General features: G+C 67.7%; 25 protein-coding genes and 1 pseudogene. 23 read left to right on the top strand and 3 right to left on the bottom strand.

The genetic code is table 11. The annotated features are described in order from the left end of the window. Window positions 1-54: 54 nt before the first annotated feature. Both EAO27_RS00195 and EAO27_RS00190 read left to right on the top strand, forming a co-directional pair. The gene (locus EAO27_RS00195; protein ID WP_242775588.1) at window positions 55-1,251 is read left to right on the top strand and encodes a peptidoglycan DD-metalloendopeptidase family protein; all 1,197 of its coding nucleotides are present in this window, start codon (window positions 55-57) and stop codon (window positions 1,249-1,251) included. A gap of 1 nt (window position 1,252) precedes the next feature. Further along, entirely contained in the window at window positions 1,253-1,654 is a 402-nt protein-coding gene (locus tag EAO27_RS00190; RefSeq protein WP_242775586.1) for a polymer-forming cytoskeletal protein, read from the top strand. Window positions 1,655-1,663: 9 nt separating this feature from the next. Here the strand turns inward: EAO27_RS00190 and EAO27_RS00185 are convergent, their stop codons facing one another. The 3 genes from EAO27_RS00185 to EAO27_RS00175 all read right to left on the bottom strand — a co-directional run bounded on the left by EAO27_RS00185 (window position 1,664) and on the right by EAO27_RS00175 (window position 5,327). Beyond that, entirely contained in the window at window positions 1,664-3,385 is a 1,722-nt protein-coding gene (locus EAO27_RS00185) for a GGDEF domain-containing protein (protein WP_242775584.1), read from the bottom strand. A 122-nt stretch (window positions 3,386-3,507) separates the two neighbouring features. Then, entirely contained in the window at window positions 3,508-3,819 is a 312-nt protein-coding gene (locus EAO27_RS00180) for a DUF1905 domain-containing protein (protein ID WP_242775582.1), read from the bottom strand. After that, window positions 3,819-5,327 carry a YifB family Mg chelatase-like AAA ATPase gene (locus tag EAO27_RS00175; protein ID WP_242775574.1) on the bottom strand — a complete coding sequence of 503 codons (1,509 nt, stop codon included), beginning with the start codon at window positions 5,325-5,327 and terminating at the stop codon, window positions 3,819-3,821. The genes EAO27_RS00180 and EAO27_RS00175 overlap by 1 nt, the downstream gene beginning before the upstream one ends. A gap of 176 nt (window positions 5,328-5,503) precedes the next feature. Between EAO27_RS00175 and EAO27_RS00170 the strand changes: the two genes are divergently transcribed. The 21 genes and pseudogenes from EAO27_RS00170 to yihA all read left to right on the top strand — a co-directional run bounded on the left by EAO27_RS00170 (window position 5,504) and on the right by yihA (window position 18,280). Next, window positions 5,504-6,187, top strand: coding sequence for a TetR/AcrR family transcriptional regulator (locus tag EAO27_RS00170; protein WP_242775572.1), 684 nt, complete (start codon window positions 5,504-5,506; stop codon window positions 6,185-6,187). Window positions 6,188-6,254: 67 nt separating this feature from the next. Continuing rightward, on the top strand, window positions 6,255-6,686 hold the full coding sequence (locus tag EAO27_RS00165; RefSeq protein ID WP_242775570.1) for a VOC family protein: 432 nt from the start codon (window positions 6,255-6,257) through the stop codon (window positions 6,684-6,686). Between the two features lie 73 nt (window positions 6,687-6,759). Continuing rightward, window positions 6,760-6,978, top strand: coding sequence for a DUF4287 domain-containing protein (locus EAO27_RS00160; RefSeq protein ID WP_242775568.1), 219 nt, complete (start codon window positions 6,760-6,762; stop codon window positions 6,976-6,978). 79 nt (window positions 6,979-7,057) lie between these two features. Then, entirely contained in the window at window positions 7,058-7,972 is a 915-nt protein-coding gene (locus EAO27_RS00155) for an alpha/beta hydrolase (RefSeq protein WP_242775559.1), read from the top strand. Between the two features lie 34 nt (window positions 7,973-8,006). Beyond that, on the top strand, window positions 8,007-8,681 hold the full coding sequence (locus tag EAO27_RS00150) for a glutathione S-transferase family protein (RefSeq protein WP_242775557.1): 675 nt from the start codon (window positions 8,007-8,009) through the stop codon (window positions 8,679-8,681). A 30-nt stretch (window positions 8,682-8,711) separates the two neighbouring features. Further along, window positions 8,712-9,044: pseudogene (locus tag EAO27_RS00145) on the top strand (DUF1428 domain-containing protein); the annotation flags it as partial. Next, window positions 9,033-9,431: a DUF1428 domain-containing protein gene (locus EAO27_RS00140; protein ID WP_347567151.1), complete on the top strand. Its 399-nt coding sequence runs from the start codon at window positions 9,033-9,035 to the stop codon at window positions 9,429-9,431. The pseudogene EAO27_RS00145 and the gene EAO27_RS00140, both read left to right, overlap by 12 nt. 16 nt (window positions 9,432-9,447) lie before the next feature. Further along, window positions 9,448-9,999 carry a hypothetical protein gene (locus EAO27_RS00135; protein ID WP_242775555.1) on the top strand — a complete coding sequence of 184 codons (552 nt, stop codon included), beginning with the start codon at window positions 9,448-9,450 and terminating at the stop codon, window positions 9,997-9,999. A 194-nt stretch (window positions 10,000-10,193) separates the two neighbouring features. After that, window positions 10,194-10,910, top strand: a complete 717-nt coding sequence (locus tag EAO27_RS00130) for a DUF899 family protein (RefSeq protein WP_242775550.1) — start codon at window positions 10,194-10,196, stop codon at window positions 10,908-10,910. A 24-nt stretch (window positions 10,911-10,934) separates the two neighbouring features. Beyond that, window positions 10,935-11,732 carry a VOC family protein gene (locus EAO27_RS00125; protein WP_242775548.1) on the top strand — a complete coding sequence of 266 codons (798 nt, stop codon included), beginning with the start codon at window positions 10,935-10,937 and terminating at the stop codon, window positions 11,730-11,732. 41 nt (window positions 11,733-11,773) lie between these two features. Next, window positions 11,774-12,193, top strand: a complete 420-nt coding sequence (locus tag EAO27_RS00120) for a VOC family protein (protein WP_242775540.1) — start codon at window positions 11,774-11,776, stop codon at window positions 12,191-12,193. After that, window positions 12,190-12,687, top strand: a complete 498-nt coding sequence (locus EAO27_RS00115) for a VOC family protein (RefSeq protein WP_242775538.1) — start codon at window positions 12,190-12,192, stop codon at window positions 12,685-12,687. Before EAO27_RS00120 ends, EAO27_RS00115 begins: the two co-directional genes overlap by 4 nt. Further along, on the top strand, window positions 12,665-13,126 hold the full coding sequence (locus EAO27_RS00110) for a hypothetical protein (RefSeq protein WP_242775537.1): 462 nt from the start codon (window positions 12,665-12,667) through the stop codon (window positions 13,124-13,126). The genes EAO27_RS00115 and EAO27_RS00110 overlap by 23 nt, the downstream gene beginning before the upstream one ends. Then, on the top strand, window positions 13,126-13,779 hold the full coding sequence (locus EAO27_RS00105; RefSeq protein WP_242775535.1) for a glutathione S-transferase family protein: 654 nt from the start codon (window positions 13,126-13,128) through the stop codon (window positions 13,777-13,779). Before EAO27_RS00110 ends, EAO27_RS00105 begins: the two co-directional genes overlap by 1 nt. A 77-nt stretch (window positions 13,780-13,856) precedes the next feature. Further along, a complete protein-coding gene (locus tag EAO27_RS00100) occupies window positions 13,857-14,651 on the top strand; it encodes an alpha/beta hydrolase (RefSeq protein ID WP_242775527.1) in 795 nt (264 codons plus the stop codon). Window positions 14,652-14,694: 43 nt separating this feature from the next. Then, window positions 14,695-15,006 (top strand): PGPGW domain-containing protein, encoded by a 312-nt coding sequence (locus EAO27_RS00095; RefSeq protein ID WP_242775525.1) that lies wholly within the window; start codon window positions 14,695-14,697, stop codon window positions 15,004-15,006. Window positions 15,007-15,107: 101 nt separating this feature from the next. Then, entirely contained in the window at window positions 15,108-15,242 is a 135-nt protein-coding gene (rpmH, locus tag EAO27_RS00090; RefSeq protein ID WP_003046693.1) for a 50S ribosomal protein L34, read from the top strand. 38 nt (window positions 15,243-15,280) lie between these two features. Further along, window positions 15,281-15,625 carry a ribonuclease P protein component gene (rnpA, locus tag EAO27_RS00085; RefSeq protein ID WP_242775522.1) on the top strand — a complete coding sequence of 115 codons (345 nt, stop codon included), beginning with the start codon at window positions 15,281-15,283 and terminating at the stop codon, window positions 15,623-15,625. Continuing rightward, entirely contained in the window at window positions 15,622-15,834 is a 213-nt protein-coding gene (gene yidD / locus EAO27_RS00080; RefSeq protein ID WP_242775520.1) for a membrane protein insertion efficiency factor YidD, read from the top strand. The genes rnpA and yidD overlap by 4 nt, the downstream gene beginning before the upstream one ends. A 44-nt stretch (window positions 15,835-15,878) precedes the next feature. After that, the gene (gene yidC / locus EAO27_RS00075; protein ID WP_242775511.1) at window positions 15,879-17,633 is read left to right on the top strand and encodes a membrane protein insertase YidC; all 1,755 of its coding nucleotides are present in this window, start codon (window positions 15,879-15,881) and stop codon (window positions 17,631-17,633) included. Further along, window positions 17,630-18,280 (top strand): ribosome biogenesis GTP-binding protein YihA/YsxC, encoded by a 651-nt coding sequence (gene yihA, locus EAO27_RS00070; RefSeq protein WP_242775495.1) that lies wholly within the window; start codon window positions 17,630-17,632, stop codon window positions 18,278-18,280. The genes yidC and yihA overlap by 4 nt, the downstream gene beginning before the upstream one ends. Window positions 18,281-18,304 lie beyond the last annotated feature (24 nt).

The raw sequence follows: 18,304 nt of genomic DNA, 5'->3' as shown, positions 1-18,304 counted from the left end.
GCGCGCAGCACTCGGGGCGGAGGGCTCCACAAAATAACAAGATGGGGTCGCCACTTGTCTTCGCAATCGACGGGCCTGCGCCATTGGCGCCAGCGCTTCAATGCGCTGTTTCAGGACCATGAAATCTTCGTTCGTACGCACGGCCATGTGCGTTTCCTTCGTATCAGCGCCACATGGCAGAAGCGCGTCGCGCTCATCGCCGCCGCCGCGCTGCTCGTCTGGGCCGGGACGATGCTGGCGGTTCTGGTGAACCAGCTGCTCACCGCCGACGAGCGTGCCGCGGTCGCGCAGCAACAGGCCGCCGCCGCGGCTTCGGAAAAACGCATCGCGCAGTATCGCGACCGCGTCGCGGAAACCGCCGCCGACCTCGAAGAACGGCAGGCCCTGCTCGAAAATGTCGCCGAAACCCATTTCGGCATCGATCCCGAAACGATGGCAGCCGAACCCGTCGCGGCGGGCGAAACCGCCAAGCCCGCACCGGTCGAGACCAGCGCGATCGATCCGAACCTGCCGCCCGAAGCGCAGGCGCTTGCGCGTATCGAAGCGCGCCAGGAAAATTTCGCGACCCGCCTGCTCGCGGCGGTCAACACCCGCGCCGCCAACGCCGAGATGGCGGTCACCAAGCTCGGACTCGATCCCAAGGCGCTGGTCCGTAACGCTGCCGCCGGCCGCGGCGGTCCCTTCATTCCGTACAAGGGCCGCATGGGCAAGGCCAAGGCGCTCGGCGCGTCGTTCGCCGCACTCGAAGGCGCGCTGTTCCGTATGGAAGTGCTCGAGCGCACCCTCGTCGCGGTGCCGTCGGGCAATCCCGCCGACGTGCTGATGATGTCGTCGGGCTTCGGCTATCGCAGCGACCCCTTCAGCGGCGCCGGCGCGATGCACGCGGGACTTGATTTCCGCGGCCCCATCGGCACCCCGATCCTCGCCGCCGCGCCGGGCAAGGTCGCCTTCGTCGGCCAGAAATCGGGTTTTGGCAATGTCGTCGAGGTCGATCATGGACAGGGTATCCTGACCCGCTATGCCCACCTGTCCGGGTTCACCACCAAGGTCGGCACCCAGGTCGCCGCGGGCGAACAGATCGCCAAGATGGGCTCGACCGGCCGCTCGACCGGCAGCCACCTGCATTTCGAAGTACGTTTGAACGGCGTCGCGGTCAATCCGCGCCGCTTCCTGGAGGCCAAAGCCGATGTTCTCGAAGTCAAAGCCGACGCCCGCGAGCGAGTCGGTTCCGTCGCCCGCGGTGCCCGCTAAGATGGCGACCGGCGCGCGCCACACGACCTTTTCGATCCTCGGATCGGACGTCGTCGTTACCGGCAATGTCTCGGCGAGCGTCGACCTGCACGTCGACGGCAAGATCGACGGCGACCTCAAATGCGCCAACCTCGTCCAGGGCGAGGCGAGCGAGATCAAGGGCGCGGTCGTCGCCGAGACCGCCAAGATTGCAGGCCTTGTCGACGGATCGATCGAGGCCAAAACGCTGATCGTCCACGCCACCGCGCGGATCACCGGCGACGTCGTCTATGAAACGATCACGATCGAGAATGGCGGCAAGGTCGACGGCAAGCTCAGCCACCGCCGCCACGGCGCCGGAGCGGCCAAGGCGCCGCCGCCGCTCGAGGTTGTCGAAAACCGGACAAGCGCGCTCGGCGCCTGATCCCGCGCGTCAGCGCAGCATGGCGACCTCGCGGTCGGCATTTCCGGCAGGACCGCCCGGTATGTCGCGGTGCCGCTGGACGACCACGCGATCGCGGCCGCCGCGCTTGGCATCATAGAGCGCCTCGTCGGCCAGCCGGTACAGGCGCTGGAAATCGCACGCCGGTCGCACTTCGGCGACCCCGATGCTCGCGGTGACCGCGCGGCCGGCGAGTATCTCGCCATGATCGCAGGCGGCGATACCGCGCCGCACGCTTTCGGCAAAGCGTGCGAGGACGATGCCCTCCATCCCGACGACGAGCAACCCGAACTCCTCGCCCCCCAGTCGCGCAACGGCGCACATCGGCCCCTCCCACCGCTCGATTCGCCGGGCGATGGTGCACAGAACCGTGTCGCCCGCGTCGTGGCCGTGGACGTCGTTGATCGATTTGAACCGGTCGAGATCGACGAGAAGCAGCGCCGCTGGCAACTGTCCCGTTGCCGCCCGATCGAGCAGCGGCGTGACGCTTTCGATAAAGCCGCGACGGTTGGGCAGCCCGGTCAGCGGATCGCGGCGCGCCAGTTGCTGCGCCTGTGCCTCGGCCGCGCGGGCCCGGTCGCGCTCGACGCGAAGCTGCGCAAGCCGGCGCGTCGCGGACGCCGCAAGCCACAGCGCCTGCCAGGTCGCCGCGAGCAGCACGAGAAGTTTCGACCCTCCGCCCCAGAACCGGTCCTCGACGTCGACGAACTGGATGAACCCGAGCACCACCATGGGAAGGCACCAGGCCGCGAGAAAATCCCGCGCTTCGACCGATCCGCGGCGCCACGCCCACCCGAGGTAAGCGGCAACGACCAGCAGGTCGGCGACGATCACCAGCCCCAGCCCGTCGGCCCATCGTACCAGGCTCTCGGTCTGCATCAGCGCGAGCGGCAGGCCGACAATGCCGACCGCTGCGCCGAGCCCGAGCGCGGCAAGGCGGAGCCGCAAAGGCAGGAGCCGCCGGTCGACCGCCTGCACGGCGCCGATCGTCGCAACGGCCACCGCGAAGCAGGCAAGGAAAGTGCATATCTGTGCCGTGACGGTCCCGGCGAGCCCCGGCAGCACGCCGAGATGCGCCTGCGACCAGAGGCCGCCCCAGACGAGCATCGTCGCCGACCAGCCGGCCTGCCACGCCAGATATTGACGGCGCACCGCGACCGCGAGCGAGAGGCTGTAGATGGTGCTGACGAGCAACAGGGTCAGCGCCGCACCGACCGCGGCGGCCATCCCCGCCGCCTGCACCCCGGCTTCCGCCTGGGGAATCAACCGCATACGCAGCAGACCATGGCTCGCCAGACCGTCGAACCGCATCGTCACTGCGGTCAGCGGCACCCGGCGTCCGGGCGCATCGAACACGATCTGCCCGCCGGCGCGCCAATGCGCGCCATAGTCGCCCCGCCGCACCTCCTGCCAGCGGATGGTACCGTCGGCATAGACGAAGGCGACCGCGAGCCGGTCGAATCGCGAATGATGGACCATCAGGGCCACGTCGCCGCGCGGCAGCGCGAATCGCGCGGGATCGGTCTGCAACCACAGGCTGGCCCGATGATAGCCGGACGGCGCGCCCGTGCAGGTGAAGCGCAGCGATGCCAGCGCCGCGTCGGGCCGGTCGGCGGCGCTGACCGCATGACACAGCGCCCGATCGACATCGAGCGCCACCGCCCCGGCCGGCACGGTCCACAAGGCAGCAGCAAGCAGAGCCAGGACGGACATCAGCCGCCCCCAAAAACCTGTCAGATCCTTGCCAGAAAACCCCATGTCCCGCCCAATCGCACAAATGTCTTTGAAAATCTTTACCACCGCAAGGCGCAGAGAATCGGGACTTGAATGCGCAGTCAGGCGCATCCCGCACGGGCACGACCCACGCGCATGGCCACGGCGATCCGGTCGCCCCGTGCAATGGCTTCGGCCTTCCGGACGGCGAGCTTGACCGGCAGCAGGTAGGTACCGTCGCGCGGGAAGAGCGTCGTGGCGAATTCGCAGGCCCCGACGCGCGCCACGACGGGAACGACACCCCAGCCATAGCTCGCCGACAGCGCCGCATAGCGGATTTCGCCGACGTGGACCTCGGGTATGCGCGCGAACAGGAAGGGCGGCGGGCCGCGCCATTCGACGACCTCGGCCTCGAAGTCGATCCAGTCCGCCATCACGCCCGCGGCGCCTGTCGCCGGTAGCTCAGCGCTTCGGCGATATGGATTCGGCCGACCGTGACGGCACCGGCCAGATCGGCGATGGTGCGCGCGACGCGCAGCATGCGCGTGTAGCCGCGCGCCGACAGCCGCATCGCCGCGGCCGCCTGTGCGAGCAGGTCGCGACCGGCTTCATCGGGGGTCGCGACGGCTTCGAGCAATTCGCCGTCGATCTCGGCATTGGTCCGCGCCTTGTGACCGGCGTAGCGCGCGGTCTGGATGTTCCGCGCCGCGGCGACGCGCGCGGCGACCGCATCGCTGCCTTCGGCAGGCGGCGGGAGGACGAGATCGGCGGCGCGCACCGCCTCGACCTCGACGTGCAGGTCGATGCGGTCGAGCAGCGGCCCGGAGAGCCTGGCCTGATAGTCGGCGGCACAGCGCGGCGCGCGGCTGCACGCGAGCGCGGGATCGCCGAGATGCCCGCAGCGGCACGGGTTCATCGCCGCTACGAGCTGCACGCGCGCGGGAAAGGTCACGTGCGCATTGGCGCGTGCGACGCTGACCTCGCCGGTTTCGAGCGGCTGACGCAGCGAGTCGAGCACGACGCGCTGGAATTCGGGCAGTTCGTCGAGGAAGAGGACGCCGAGATGCGCGAGGCTGACCTCGCCGGGGCGAACACGCAATCCGCCGCCGACGAGCGCGGGCATCGAGGCGCTGTGGTGCGGTGCGCGGAAGGGCCGCGCGCGGACGAGGCGCCCGCCCTCGAGATGCCCCGCGATCGACGCGATCATCGACACTTCGAGCGCCTCCGAAGGCGTGAGGTCGGGGAGGATGCCCGGCAGGCACGCGGCCATCAGCGACTTGCCCGACCCCGGCGGGCCCGACATCAGCAGATTGTGGCCACCCGCGGCCGCGATTTCGAGCGCGCGCTTGGCGGTTTCCTGCCCCTTTACCTGCGCGAGATCGGCGGTACGACGGACCTCTTCGGCTTCGCCCGGCGGCGGCGGCGCAAGCGGCGCGCTGCCCCGGAAATGCCCGAGCAGCCCGAGAAGATCGGGCGCCGCCAGCACCTCGACATTGCCCGCCCATGCCGCTTCGGGTCCTTGCGCGGCGGGACAGACGAGACCGCGCTCGCTGCTCCCGGCATGGAGGGCGGCGAGGAGGACACCGGGCGACGGCGCGACGCGGCCGTCGAGACCGAGCTCGCCGACGACGACATAGCTGGCGAGGGTTTCGGGATCGACGACGCCCATCGCGCCGAGCAGCGCGAGGGCGATCGGCAGGTCGTAGTGCGAGCCTTCCTTGGGCAGGTCGGCGGGCGACAGGTTGACCGTGATGACCTTGGGCGGGAGCGAGAGGCCGATCGCGGCGATCGCGGCGCGGACGCGCTCGCGGCTTTCGCCGACCGCCTTGTCGGGCAGGCCGACGACGACGAAGCGCGGCACGCCGGGCGTGATCTGGCACTGCACCTCGACGCCGCGCGCCTCGAGGCCGAGATAGGCGACGGTGGAAACGATCGCGACCATGACATCCCCCTGAAGCCGGCCCCGCGCAGCGAGCAATGTGCCCGCTTTGTTCTCGCGTCCTTTTAGGCGAATGCCGCGGAAAGGCGAGTCTTTTCGGAAGTTGCCGAAAGTGCCGCGCAGCGTGCAGGACGGGGCGACATTTGACAACATACCAACTGGTTGGTATGTAAATTTGCATGACAGCGAATCGCCCCCCCTCCTCCACCCCGTCCGGCGGCACGAGCGCAGCCGGGGCGACGGGGCACGGAGCGCGCGCGGCGCGCGGCAGCGCGCGCGACAAGCTGATCGCCGCGGCGCACCAGGAAGTGCGGAAACAGGGCTATGCGGCGACCTCGGTCGAACAGATCTGCACCGCCGCCGGGGTCACCAAGGGCGCCTTCTTTCATCATTTCGCATCGAAGGAGGCGCTGGGGGTCGCGGCGGCCGAAGCGTGGACCGAACGCGCGCGCCCGATGTTCGAGATGGCGCCGCACAATCGGCTCGCGGACCCGCTCGACCGGCTGCTCGGCCACATCGATTTCCGCTTTTCGATGCTGCACGGCCCCGTCGACGGCTTCATCTGCTTCATCGGTACGATGGTGCAGGACGCCTATGCGACCAGCGAACCGATCCGCCTCGCGTGCGAGGCGAGCATCGCCGCCTATTGCAACGCGCTGGCGCCCGACATCGAGGCCGCAATCGACGCCTATGGCGCGCCGCCGGGCGTCACCGCGATCGACCTCGCGCGCCATATCCAGTCGGTGCTGCAGGGCGGCTTCGTCCTGGCGAAAACCACGAACGATTCGGCGATTGCGCGGGAAAGCGTCGCGCATCTGCGGCGTTATGTGTTGATGCTGTTCGGCCGCCCCGAGGCGCCGTGACGCGGCCCGTGCGCCGTCCCCGAACCAAAAGCAAAAAAGCCAAACGACAGCCCCGAGGAGAGAGACGATGCCCAAGATGATTTTCGTGAACCTGCCGGTCACCGACCTCGACCGGTCGAAGGCCTTTTACGAGGCGGTCGGCGCGACCAACAACCCCGCCTTCACCGACGAAACGGCGGCGTGCATGGTCGTTTCGGACGTGATTCATGTCATGCTGCTGACCCACGCCAAATGGGCCGACTTCACGACCAAGGCGATCCCCGACGCGCACAGCCATGCGCAGGTGCTGCTCTGCGTCTCGGCCGACAGCCGCGCCGACGTCGACGCACAGGTCGACACGGCGACCGCCGCGGGTGGCAAGGCCGACCCGACGCCGACGCAGGATTTCGGCTTCATGTACGGCCGCAGCTTCGAGGACCCCGATGGTCACATCTGGGAAGTCATGTGGATGGACCCGGCGGCGGCGAGCGGCGAAACGCCCGCCGAAGCGGCCGCCTGACCCCGGAGAGGGAGCGGGCGCCGCCCTTGCACCGGCGCCCGCTCCCTCGCTTCGCAACCTAGGGATCCGAGCGATGAGCTTTCAGGCCTATATGGACAATATCGAGGCGAAGACTGGCCGGACGCCGGACGCGTTGCAGGCGATGGCAATCGACAAGGGCCTAGCCGACGCCGGGGGCCTTGCGCCGGGCGTCAAGGCCGGCGCCGTGATCGACTGGCTGAAGGCCGATTTCGACCTGGGCCACGGCCACGCAATGGCGATCGTCGCATGGATCAAAGGCAAACGCGCCTAGCCTCCGTCTTACCCGCAAGAGGAACAGTTCGATGCCCCATCGCTCTTTCCGACGAAACCGCGCCCCGGCGCTGGTCCTGATGGCTACGGCGGCCACTTTCGCCGCGCCCTCCGCGCTGGCGCAGCCGTCCGCGCAACCCGCACCCGCCGCGGCAAGCCAGCCGGCGGCCGCCCGAAGCGGTCATGTCAACGTCGCCGGCGCCGCAATCCATTATCAGGTCCACGGCGACCTCCGATCGGGACGCACCCCGCTGCTGGTGCTGCACGGCGCCTTCATGTCGGGCGATTCGATGGCCCCGCTGATCACGCCCTTGGCGCCGGCGCGGCCGGTGATCGCCATCGACGCCCGCGGCCATGGCCGGTCGGGCGGGGTCGACGGCCCGCTGAGCTACGACCGCATGGCCGACGACGCGGCCGCCGTGCTGGCCGATCTGGGCATCGAAAAGGCCGATCTGCTCGGCTATTCGATGGGCGGGTCGACCGCGGTCGCGCTCGCGATCCGCCACCCCGGCAAGGTCGGCAAGCAGGTCATCCTGTCGGGGACATCAACCCTCGACGGCTGGTATCCCGAGGTGCTCGCCGGCATCGCCAAGCTGACTCCCGAGGTCTTTGTCGGTAGCCCGATCGACACCGAATACCGGCGCCTGTCGCCGACGCCCGAGAAGTTCGCGCGGCTCGTCGCGAACATCAAGGCGCTCGACGCGACGCCCTTCGGCTGGTCCGATGCCCGGATCCGCGCGATCCCGGGCAGGACGATGGTGATCATCGGCGATGCCGACGGAGTCACGCTCGACCACGCCATCGCGCTGTTCAAGCTGCGCGGCGGCGGCGATGTCACGGCGGCAACGCAGGGATTTCTGACCGAAGCCCCCAAGGCGCGGCTCGCGATCCTTCCCGCAACCTCGCACATCGGAATCATGGCGGAGGCCCCGGCGATCGCCGCAATGGTCACCGCGTTCCTCGACGACAAGGCGCCGCCGCCGCCGGCGTTCTGACCGCCACCCCCCGACACGATCAAAGGAGAGGATCATGTCCATCGACCCCAATGCCAGGATCGAACTCACCGCGTTCGACTGGGTGCCCGATTTCGCGCGCGGCTTCGTCCGCGACCTGCGCCCGCGCTGGGCGTGCGAGGAAATCGGGCTCGACTATGCCGAGCATCTGATCAGCGCGATCAACCGCCCCGCCGACCATTTCCTGTTCCAGCCGTGGGGGCAGGTGCCCGTGCTGAACGACAATGGCATCCGGCTGTTCGAGAGCGGCGCAATCCTGCTCCACCTTGCCGAAAAGGATGCGCGGCTGATGCCGCACGATCCGCAGACGCGAGCGAGCACGCTCGCCTGGCTGTTCGCGGCGTACAACAGCGTCGAGCCGATGCTGTTCGAACTGGGCAACATCGACATTTTTTCGGCCGGGGAGGAATGGGCCAAGCTGCGCCGCCCAAGCCTGATCGAGTTCATCCAGGGTCGGCTGGGCCGGCTCAACGACGCGATGGGCGACAAGCCATATCTGGTCGGCGACTTCACCGTCGCCGACATCGCGATGGCGACCGTGCTGCGCGAAGCGGTCGAAGCGGGGCTGATCGCCGAGCAGCCGCGGCTGCAGGCCTATCTCGACCGCTGCCTCGCCCGCCCCGCCTTTCAGCGCGCGCTCGCCGCGCAGCTCGACGCCTTCAGCGAAGACGCGGGACCACCCGCCGCCTGAAACCCCCTCCCAGCCCCAAGGAGAGAGACGATGACCTATGTAGAAGGATTTGTGGTCGCGGTGCCGACCGCCAACAAGGAAGCCTATCGCAAACATGCCGCCGACGCAGCGCATCTGTTCAAGGAATTCGGCGTCGCGCGCATGGTCGAGTGCTGGGGCGACGACGTTCCCGACGGCAAGCTCAACGACTTCAAGGATGCGGTGCAGGCCAAGCCGGACGAGACCGTCGTGTTCAGCTGGTTCGAATATCCCGACAAGGCGACGCGCGACGCCGCGAACCAGAAGATGATGAGCGATCCGCGGATGGAGGCGATGGGCGGCGATATGCCCTTCGACGGCATGCGGATGATCATGGGCGGATTCGATTCGATCGTCGACGATCGCGCGGCGGGTGCGACCGGCTATGTCGACGGTTATGTCGTGCCCGTCCCCGAGGACAACAAGGAAGCCTATCGCGCGCTCGCGCAGAAGGCGTCCGAAGTGTTCCGCGACTATGGCGCGACCCGCGTCGTCGAAGCGTGGGCCGACGATGTCCCCGACGGCAAGGTTACCGACTATAGCCGCGCCGCGCACAGGAAGGACGGCGAGACCATCGTCTACAGCTGGGTCGAATGGCCGGACAAGGAAGCCCGCACCAAGGGCTGGGAAAAGATGATGGCCGACGAGCGGATGAAACCCGATCCCGACAACACGCCGTTCGACGGCGCGCGGATGATCTATGGCGGGTTCGCCCCGATCGTCCAAGCCTGAGCGCGGAGTTCGTTCAATGGCTGACATGCATCGGACCGAAAGCCGCACCGCGTCGTGCCAATGCGGCGCAGTGACGCTGGAACTGGCGGGAAAGCCGATCGCCGCCGCGACCTGCTACTGCCACAGTTGCCAACGCGCGGGCGAAGTGTTCGACGCCTTGCCCGGCGCTCCGGGAGCGCTCGACGCCGACGGCGGGACGGCATATGTCCTCGTCCGCAAGGATCGCATTGCCTGGCTTTCAGGGTCGGACCGGCTGGCCGAACACCGGCTGACTCCCGATGCGCCGACGCGGCGATTCCTGTCGCGCTGTTGCAACTCGCCAATGGGTCTGGAGTTTAGCAAGGGGCATTGGCTGAGCGTCTATTCGGGGCGCATCGCTGCCGAAGATCGCCCACCGGTCGAGATGCGGACGATGGTGGGTGACCGGTGCGAAGGCGTCGAGATGCCCGATGATGTGCCCAATTATCGGGCGCATTCGGGCAAGTTCATGTGGCGGTTGCTGACGGCGTGGGTCGCGATGGGCTTTCGCGCCCCGCCGATCGAAGCGACGAAGGGATTCCAGCAATGAGCCGGATTCTCGCAAAAACAGACGAACGCGTCGAGATGCACCACGCCATGAGCCCCGGCCATGCCTGCGCGCTGAACGGCATCCGGTCCGACCTTTAGGCAAAGGCGGTGATCGCGCGGGCGAATGGCAAGCAGTTGCGGTTGCACCAGCCATGACGGGGCTCAGGCCAAACGGGGGAAAAGAAAGGAAATGCCATGCAACATCTGTCCTTCCCCAATGAGAGCGCCGCCTATCGCGCCGCGCGGATCGAGCTTCTGAACGACGAGATCGCGCTGCGCCGCCAGATCGAAGCGGTCGCCGCGAAGCGCCGCGCGCTGCCGCCCGGCGGCGAAGTGGCCGAAGATTATACGTTCGAGCGTATCGGCGCACACCAGCGGCGCGAGCCGGTGAAGCTGTCCGAATTGTTCGGCGATCACCCGAGCATCATCCTCTACAGCTTCATGTTCGGGCCCGACCGCGACACCCCCTGCGCCGGCTGCACCCATATGCTCGACGCGATCGACGGCAGCGCACGGCACGTCGGCCAGCGCGCGCCGCTCTATATCGTCGCCAAATCGCCGATCGCGCGGCTGGAGGCATGGGCGCGTCATCGGCGCTGGCCGCACCTGGCCTTCCTCTCCGACGGCGAGGGTCGCTATTCGGCCGACTATTATGGCGACACCTGCCGGCTGACCGACGCCAAGCGCGCCGAACGCGGGATGAAGCCCGGCGAGAATTGGGACGAAACGATCTTCAACGTCTTTCACCAGACAGCTGGCCGCATCCGCCACATGTGGGCGAGCGAGATGGCCTATGGTCCCGAAGATCCCGGCCAGCATCACCGCGCCGGCGACCTCGTCGATCCCCTGTGGGGATTGCTCGACATGACCCCCGAGGGACGCGGCAGCTTCTTCCCCAGTCTCAGCTATTAAAACAGAATGTCGAGGAGAGCGACGATGACGAAGGCAGCCAATTTCATCTGGTACGAGCTGATGACGAGCGATCCCGCGGGCGCCGCGGCCTTTTACGGCGCGGTGGTCGGCTGGACGATCGCGGGCGGGGCCGACCCGCAGGCGGGCGGCGTCGACTATCGCATGATCGGGCGCCGCGACGGCGGCAATGCCGGCGGGGTGCTGGCGCTCAATGCCGACATGCTGGCGGGCGGGGCGCGGCCGTGCTGGATGGGCTATCTGCACGTCGCCGACGTCGATGCCGCAATTGCCGCGATCGAAGCCGACGGCGGCGTGGTGCACATGCCAGCGACTGACCTGTCCGTCGGGCGCATCGCGATGCTGAGCGACCCGCAGGGTGCGACCTTCTACATCATGGACCCGATCCCGCCCGCAGGCGCCGAGGACATGGAAAGCGACGTGTTTTCGGTGACCGAGGCGCAACATGTGCGCTGGAACGAACTCGCGACCTCCGACCCCGACGCCGCGATCGCCTTTTACCGCAGGCATTTCGGCTGGGGGCAGGACGGCGCGATGGAAATGGGCGAACTCGGCTCCTATCGCTTCGTCCAGCGCGGCGACGTCATGCTGGGCGCGGTCATGCCGCTGATGCCGGGCATGCCCGCCCCCGCCTGGTCCTATTATATCGGGGTCGACGACATCGACCGCGCCGCCGCGGCGGTGACCGCGAACGGCGGCACGATCACCAACGAACCGATGGAAATTCCCGGCGGCGAATTTGCGATGAACGCGGTCGACCCGCAGGGCGCCGCGGTCGGTTTCGTCGGACCGCGTGGGGGCTGAACCCGGACGCGACAAGCAGCGGCAAGCAAAGGAGAGAGACGATGGCAAACCCGGAGCAGGGCCCGACGAGCGGCCTGACCCCGCATATCGCGATCGCCGACAAGCGCGCGAGCGAGGCGATCGATTTTTACGTCCGCGCGTTCGGCGCGGTCGAACAGATGCGGATGCCCGCCGACGACGGGGTGCGGCTGATGCACGCACACCTGCACGTCAACGGCGCGTCGCTGATGATGCACGACGATTTCCCCGAATATACGGGCGGCGCGATGCCGGCGCCGTCGGGGGTGACGCTGCACCTGAAGGTCGACGACACCGACGCCTGGTTCGCACGCGCGATCGCGGCCGGCGCGACCGCGGTGATGGGCCCCGAGGACATGTTCTGGGGCGACCGCTACGCGCAAGTGAAGGACCCGTTCGGCCACCTCTGGTCGATCGGCAGCCCCAAGAAGGGAGAAGGATGATAACGAAGGCAACCCTCTGCCTGTGGTACGACAAGGACGCCGAGGAAGCGGCGAATTTCTATGCCGCGACCTTTCCCGACAGCCATGTCGGCCAAGCGCATCGCGCGCCCACCGACAATCCGAGCAGCAAGGCGGGCGAGGTGCTGACGGTCGATTTCACCGTCCTCGGCTTTCCGTGCATCGGGCTCAACGGCGGCCCGGCATTCCAGCACAGCGAGGCCTTTTCGTTCCAGATCGAGACCCGCGATCAGAAAGAGACCGACCGCTACTGGAACGCGATTGTCGGCAACGGCGGGCAGGAAAGCATGTGCGGCTGGTGCAAGGACAAGTGGGGCATTTCGTGGCAGATCACCCCGCGCGTACTGACCGACGTGATGACGGGCGGCGACAAGGATGCCGCCAAGCGCGCGTTCGAGGCGATGATGTCGATGAAGAAGATCGACGTCGCCGCGATCGAGGCCGCGATCCGGGGTGACGCCGTTGGCGCGGTGTAGCCCCGCGCTCTTCGCCTGGCTGCTCTGCGGCACGCTCGACATCGTCTATGCAATGCTGTGGAGCGTGCTCGCGGGGGGCAGCGTCGGCGGCATGCTGCGCGGCGTCGCCAAGGGACCGTTCGGCGACGGCGCGGGCGACTGGGGGCTCGGCGGCGCGCTCGCGGGGCTGGCGACGCACTATGCGATCATGGGGGCGATGGTCGCCGCCTGGTTCGCGGCGGTGCGCCAACTGCCCGCACTCGCGCGGCAGCCCTGGTGGCTGAGCGGCACGCTCTACGGGCTCGCGCTCTATCTGGTGATGAACGCGCTGGTGCTGCCGCTGCGCTTCGATACGCCCTTCCCGCCCGCCGACCTCGTCAAGGGCGCGGTCGCGCTCTTTCCTCACATCGTTTTCGTCGGCTGGCCGCTCGCCTGGCTGACCCGCAAGGACAATCGCTGATGCTGATCTTCTATGGCCATCCCTTTTCCTCTTACAGCTGGAAGGCGCAGATCGCGCTGTATGAAAAGGAACTCGATTTCGAATATCGCAACGTCGACCCCGAATTTCCGGGTCATGCCGAGGAGTTGCGTGCGCTGTGGCCGGTGGGTAAATTCCCGCTGCTCGTCGACGGCGACAAGAGCTGGTTCGAGACGTCGATCATCATCGAATATCTCGACCGCATCGCGCCCGAACCGCGGCTGATCCCTGAAGATCCCGACGATGCGCTGAAGATACGGCAGATGGACCGCGTCTTCGACCTGCACGTGATGGCGGTGATGCAGGAGATCGTGAACGACCGCATCCGCGGCCCCGAAGGCCATGCGCCGATGATCGTCGCGAAAGCGAGGGCCGGGCTCGATACGATCTACGCCTGGCTCGACAAGGAGCTGGCGGGCGGCGGCTGGGCGACCCCGGCGGGTTTCACCCTCGCCGATTGCGCGGCGGCGCCGTCGCTCTTCTACGCCGACTGGGTGCACGAAATCCCGGCGCAATACGAGAATCTGCGCGGCTATCGCGCGCGCCTGCTCGCACGCCCTTCGGTTGCACGCGCGGTCGACGGCGCGCGGCCCTATCGCCATTATTTCCCAGGCGGCGCCCCCGATCGCGACTGAGTCCCGGATCGCGGTTAACGCCGCGCTGACGCTGCCGCTTTGCCATTTGGTAGCCGCGCGCGCGCGAAAGGGGCGGCATGGTTTCAACCGCCGCCCTTGTCCGCCCCCTGATCGTCGCCTCGCTCGCGGCGGTGCTGGCGTTCGCGCCGGCGCAGGCACAGCAGGTCATCACGGTCACGACGACGACGGTCAGCTGGACCTATGCCGATGACGACGGCGGTGGCGGTGGCGCCGAGGATGGCGCGGTGGCCGACGAGACCGCCGGGCTGCTCGACGACGCGGCGCTCGCCGAAGGGACCGACCTCGGCGGGGCGCGGCGCTATGCGCCCGCGGCGGGGCTCGCCGCGCGGGGCCACGCCCGTGCGCGCTTCGGCCCGTTCGAGGTGGTCGACGCTGCGACGGTGCGCATGGCGGGCGATGTCGATAGTGCCACGCCGCGCGAGTTCGCGGCGATGCTCGCCGCGTATCCCGGCCTCCGTCGGCTCGAGATGGTCGACTGCCCCGGCAGCCTCGACGAAGCGGCGAACCTGACCCTCGCGCGCGCGATCCGGCGGCAGGGCATGGAAACGGTGGTGCCCGCGGGCGGATCGGTCCGCTCGGGCGCGGTCGAACTGTGGCTCGCCGGGGTGAAGCGCAGCGCCGCGGCCGACGCCGAATTCGGCGTCCACAGCTGGGCCGACGAAGATGGCCGCGAAGCGCGCGACTATCCGGCGAGCGACCCGGTGCACGCCGAATATCTGGGCTATTACCGCGAGATGGGCATGGACGACGCCAGTGCGCGCGCCTTTTACGCGATGACCAACGCGACGCCGTTCGACGCCGTCACCTATCTGACGCGCGACGACATGGCGCGCTACGTCGCGCTGAACTGATCTAGCCTTGTAACACGCCGCGGCGCGCCCCACATCGCCCCCTATGGCGAAGCGGAGCCTCTATCAGCGGATGCGGTTGAACGCGCAGGTCAGGACCGCGCTCTTCTGCCTGGGCGTGCTGCTGATGATCGTCGCGGTGATCATCGGGCCGCTGCCCGGCCCCGGCTTCCTGATCGTCTTTCCGATCGGGCTGATGCTGTGCCTCCAGAACAGCGCTTGGGCCAAGCGCCGCTATGTCCTCTTCAAACGACGGCATCCGCGCTACGGCGATCGCGCCGATCGGATCATGCGCCGGGTGAGTGCCGCGCGGCGCCGCGCACGCGAACGGATCGAAAGGGCGCTGGATGATGATTGACTTCCACGCGAATCCCGCTTATCCGCGCCCCCACTGGCGGCCGCCCGCGTTTGGCGGCCCTTTTTCGTTAGAACGACCGAAGAGATTTAGGGAAAACCGCGATGAAGCGTACTTATCAACCGAGCCGCCTCGTGCGCAAGCGCCGTCATGGTTTCCGTGCCCGCAAGGCCACCGTCGGCGGCCGCAAGGTCCTGGCCGCCCGTCGCGCCCGCGGCCGCAAGAAGCTGTCGGCCTAAGCGCCGGCGCTGCACCCGGGCCTAGCATTGCCGGGCTGGTGCGAACGCTTTCCAAACGCAGCGAATTTCTGGCCGCCAACCGCGGCCTTCGCTTTCCCGTGCCCGGCTTCGTCTTGCTCGTCCGCCCGCGCGGCGACGGCGACGAAGTGCCGGGCATCGGCTATACGGTCAGCAAGAAGAACGGCAATGCAGTCACGCGCAACCGGATGAAGCGCCGGATGCGCGCGCTGGTGCGGCAGATTTTGCCGCGCGCGGGGATCGCCGGCGCCGACCATGTGCTGATCGGCCGCCCGGGCAGCAACGACATCGTCTTTGCCGAACTGGGCGAACAGCTCGAATCGGCGCTGGCGCGCGCCGCGAAGAAGCTGGCCAAGGCGCCATGATCGCGAAGCTGCTGATCCTGATCGCGCGCGCCTGGCAGTTGGGCCCGTCGCGCATCCTGCCGCCGACATGCCGCTATGCCCCTTCTTGCAGCGCCTATGCCATCACCGCGCTTCAGCGCCATGGTGCGATCAAGGGTGGCTGGCTGGCGACAAAGCGGCTATTGCGCTGCCATCCGTGGGGCGGGCATGGCTACGACCCGGTGCCATGACGGGCGCCAAACCCCGACATTGAGACGAAGAGAGACCAACGAGCGTGGACGACAAGCGTAACCTGATCGCGGCAATCCTTTTGTCGGTGGCCATCCTGCTGGGCTGGAACTTCGTCGCAGAGAAATTCTTTCCGACCCCCGACAAGCCCGACGTGACCAAGACGGTGGCGGGGACTGCCAACGGCGCCCCCGCGACGACTCCCGCGGCGCAGGGCCAGCCCGCCGGCCTGCCCGCCCCCGGCGCGCCCGCAACCGCACCGCAGGCGATCCGCCCGGTCGAGGCCGCGCTGGGCGAAGGCAACCGCATTCCGATCGAGACGCCGACGATCAAGGGGTCGATCAACCTGGTCGGCGCGCGCGTCGACGACATCACGCTGTCGAAATATCGCCAGACGATCGCGAAGGATTCGCCCGCGGTTCGCCTGTTCGCGCCCGGCGGCACCAAATCCGCCTATTTCGCAAGCCTCGGCTGGTCGGCGCAGGGAATCCAGGTTCCCGGCCCGAACACGCTGTGGACCGCGACCGGCGGCAAGCTGACCCCGACCACGCCGGTGACGCTGAGCTGGGCGAATGGCGCGGGACAGACGTTCCGCATCGAATATAGCATCGACGAAAATTACTTGATCACCGCGAAGCAGACGATCGCCAACACCGGCACCGCGCCGGTGACGGCGAGCAGCTTTGCGCTGATCGACCGGTTCGGCAAGCCGACCGATCCGCACGAGCAGGACAGCTGGACGATCCACGTCGGGCCGACCGGCTATCTGGGCGGCAAGTCGGTGTTCGACACCGATTATGACGATGTCGAAGAAGCTCCGGGCCGCGCGGTGCGCTACACTTCGGCCGCCTGGCTGGGCTTCACCGACAAATATTGGCTCGCGGCTGTCATTCCGGCGCAGGGCGAGCGCGTCACCGCGCAGATCGCCTCGCCGGCCGCGAACAATTACCAGACGATGTTCGCGCGCGATTTCCAGCAGGTCGCGCCGGGCCGCCAGGTCACGACGACGAGCCGCATCTTCGCGGGCGCGAAGGAGGTCGCGACGCTGGAACGCTATCAGGACCAGCAGGGCATCACGCGCCTGTCGAACGCGATCGACTGGGGCTGGTTCGAATTCTTCGCCGTGCCGATCTTCAAGCTGCTCGACTGGCTGTTCCGCCAGCTCGGCAATTTCGGCGTCGCGATCATGGTTCTGACGCTGATCATCCGCCTGCTGATGTTCCCGATCGCCAACCGGCAATTCTCGTCGATGGCGCAGATGCGCGTCGTCCAGCCCAAGATGAAGGCGCTGCAGGACCGGTACAAGGACGACAAGCCAAAGATGCAGCAGGAGCTGATGAAGCTCTACAAGGACGAGAAGATCAACCCGCTCGCGGGCTGCCTGCCGATCCTGATCCAGATTCCGATCTTCTATGCGCTGTACAAGGTGCTGATGCTGACGATCGAAATGCGCCACCAGCCGTTCGCGCTGTGGATCAAGGATCTGTCGGCACCCGACCCGCTGCATATTTTGAACCTGTTCGGCCTGCTGCCCTTCACTCCGCCCTCGATCCTGTCGATCGGCGTGCTGGCGGTGATCCTGGGGATCACCATGTGGCTGCAGTTCCGCCTGAACCCCGCCCCCGCCGATCCGGTGCAGGCGCAGGTGTTCAAGATCATGCCCTGGCTGTTCATGTTCATCATGGCGCCGTTCGCGGCGGGGCTGCTGCTGTACTGGATCACCAACAACATCCTGTCGATCGGGCAACAGCAGTGGATGTACCGCAAGTTCCCGGCGCTGAAGGCGGCGGTCGCGAAGTGAGCGAGAATGATCCGGGTGCCGCCGACAGGGAGGAGCGCGCGCGCAAGCTGTTCGCGGGGCCGATCGCCTTTCTGAAGTCGGCCCCCGCCCTCCAGCACCTGCCCAGCCCGAGCGTTCCCGAAATCGCATTCGCGGGTCGTTCGAACGTCGGCAAATCGTCGCTGCTCAACGCGCTGACGAACCGCAATGGGCTGGCGCGCACCTCGGTCACGCCGGGGCGCACGCAGGAGCTCAACTATTTCGACGTCGGGTCGCCTTTGGTGTTCCGGCTGGTCGACATGCCCGGTTACGGCTTTGCCAAGGCGCCCAGGGACGTCGTCAAGAAATGGCGATTCCTGGTGAACGACTATCTGCGCGGGCGGCAGGTGCTGAAACGCACGCTGGTGCTGATCGACAGCCGCCACGGGATCAAGGACGTCGACCGCGAGGTGCTTGAAATGCTCGACGTCGCGGCGGTGAGTTACCGGATCGTGCTGACCAAGACCGACAAGGTGAAGGCGAGCGACCTTGCCGCGGTGCAGGCGGCGACCGAAGCCGAGGCGCGCAAGCATCCCGCCGCGCACCCCGAAGTGATCGCGACGAGCAGCGAAAAGGGCATGGGCATCGCCGAGCTGCGCACGGCGGTGCTGGAGGCGGTCGAAGTTTGACACCGGGCGCCCCCTCCCGCAAGC

It is taken from the genome of Sphingopyxis sp. YF1 (assembly GCF_022701295.1).
Classification (GTDB): domain Bacteria; phylum Pseudomonadota; class Alphaproteobacteria; order Sphingomonadales; family Sphingomonadaceae; genus Sphingopyxis.
The sequence above is the reverse complement of the archived record's forward strand: the minus strand, read 5'-3'. Positions and strand labels throughout refer to the sequence as shown.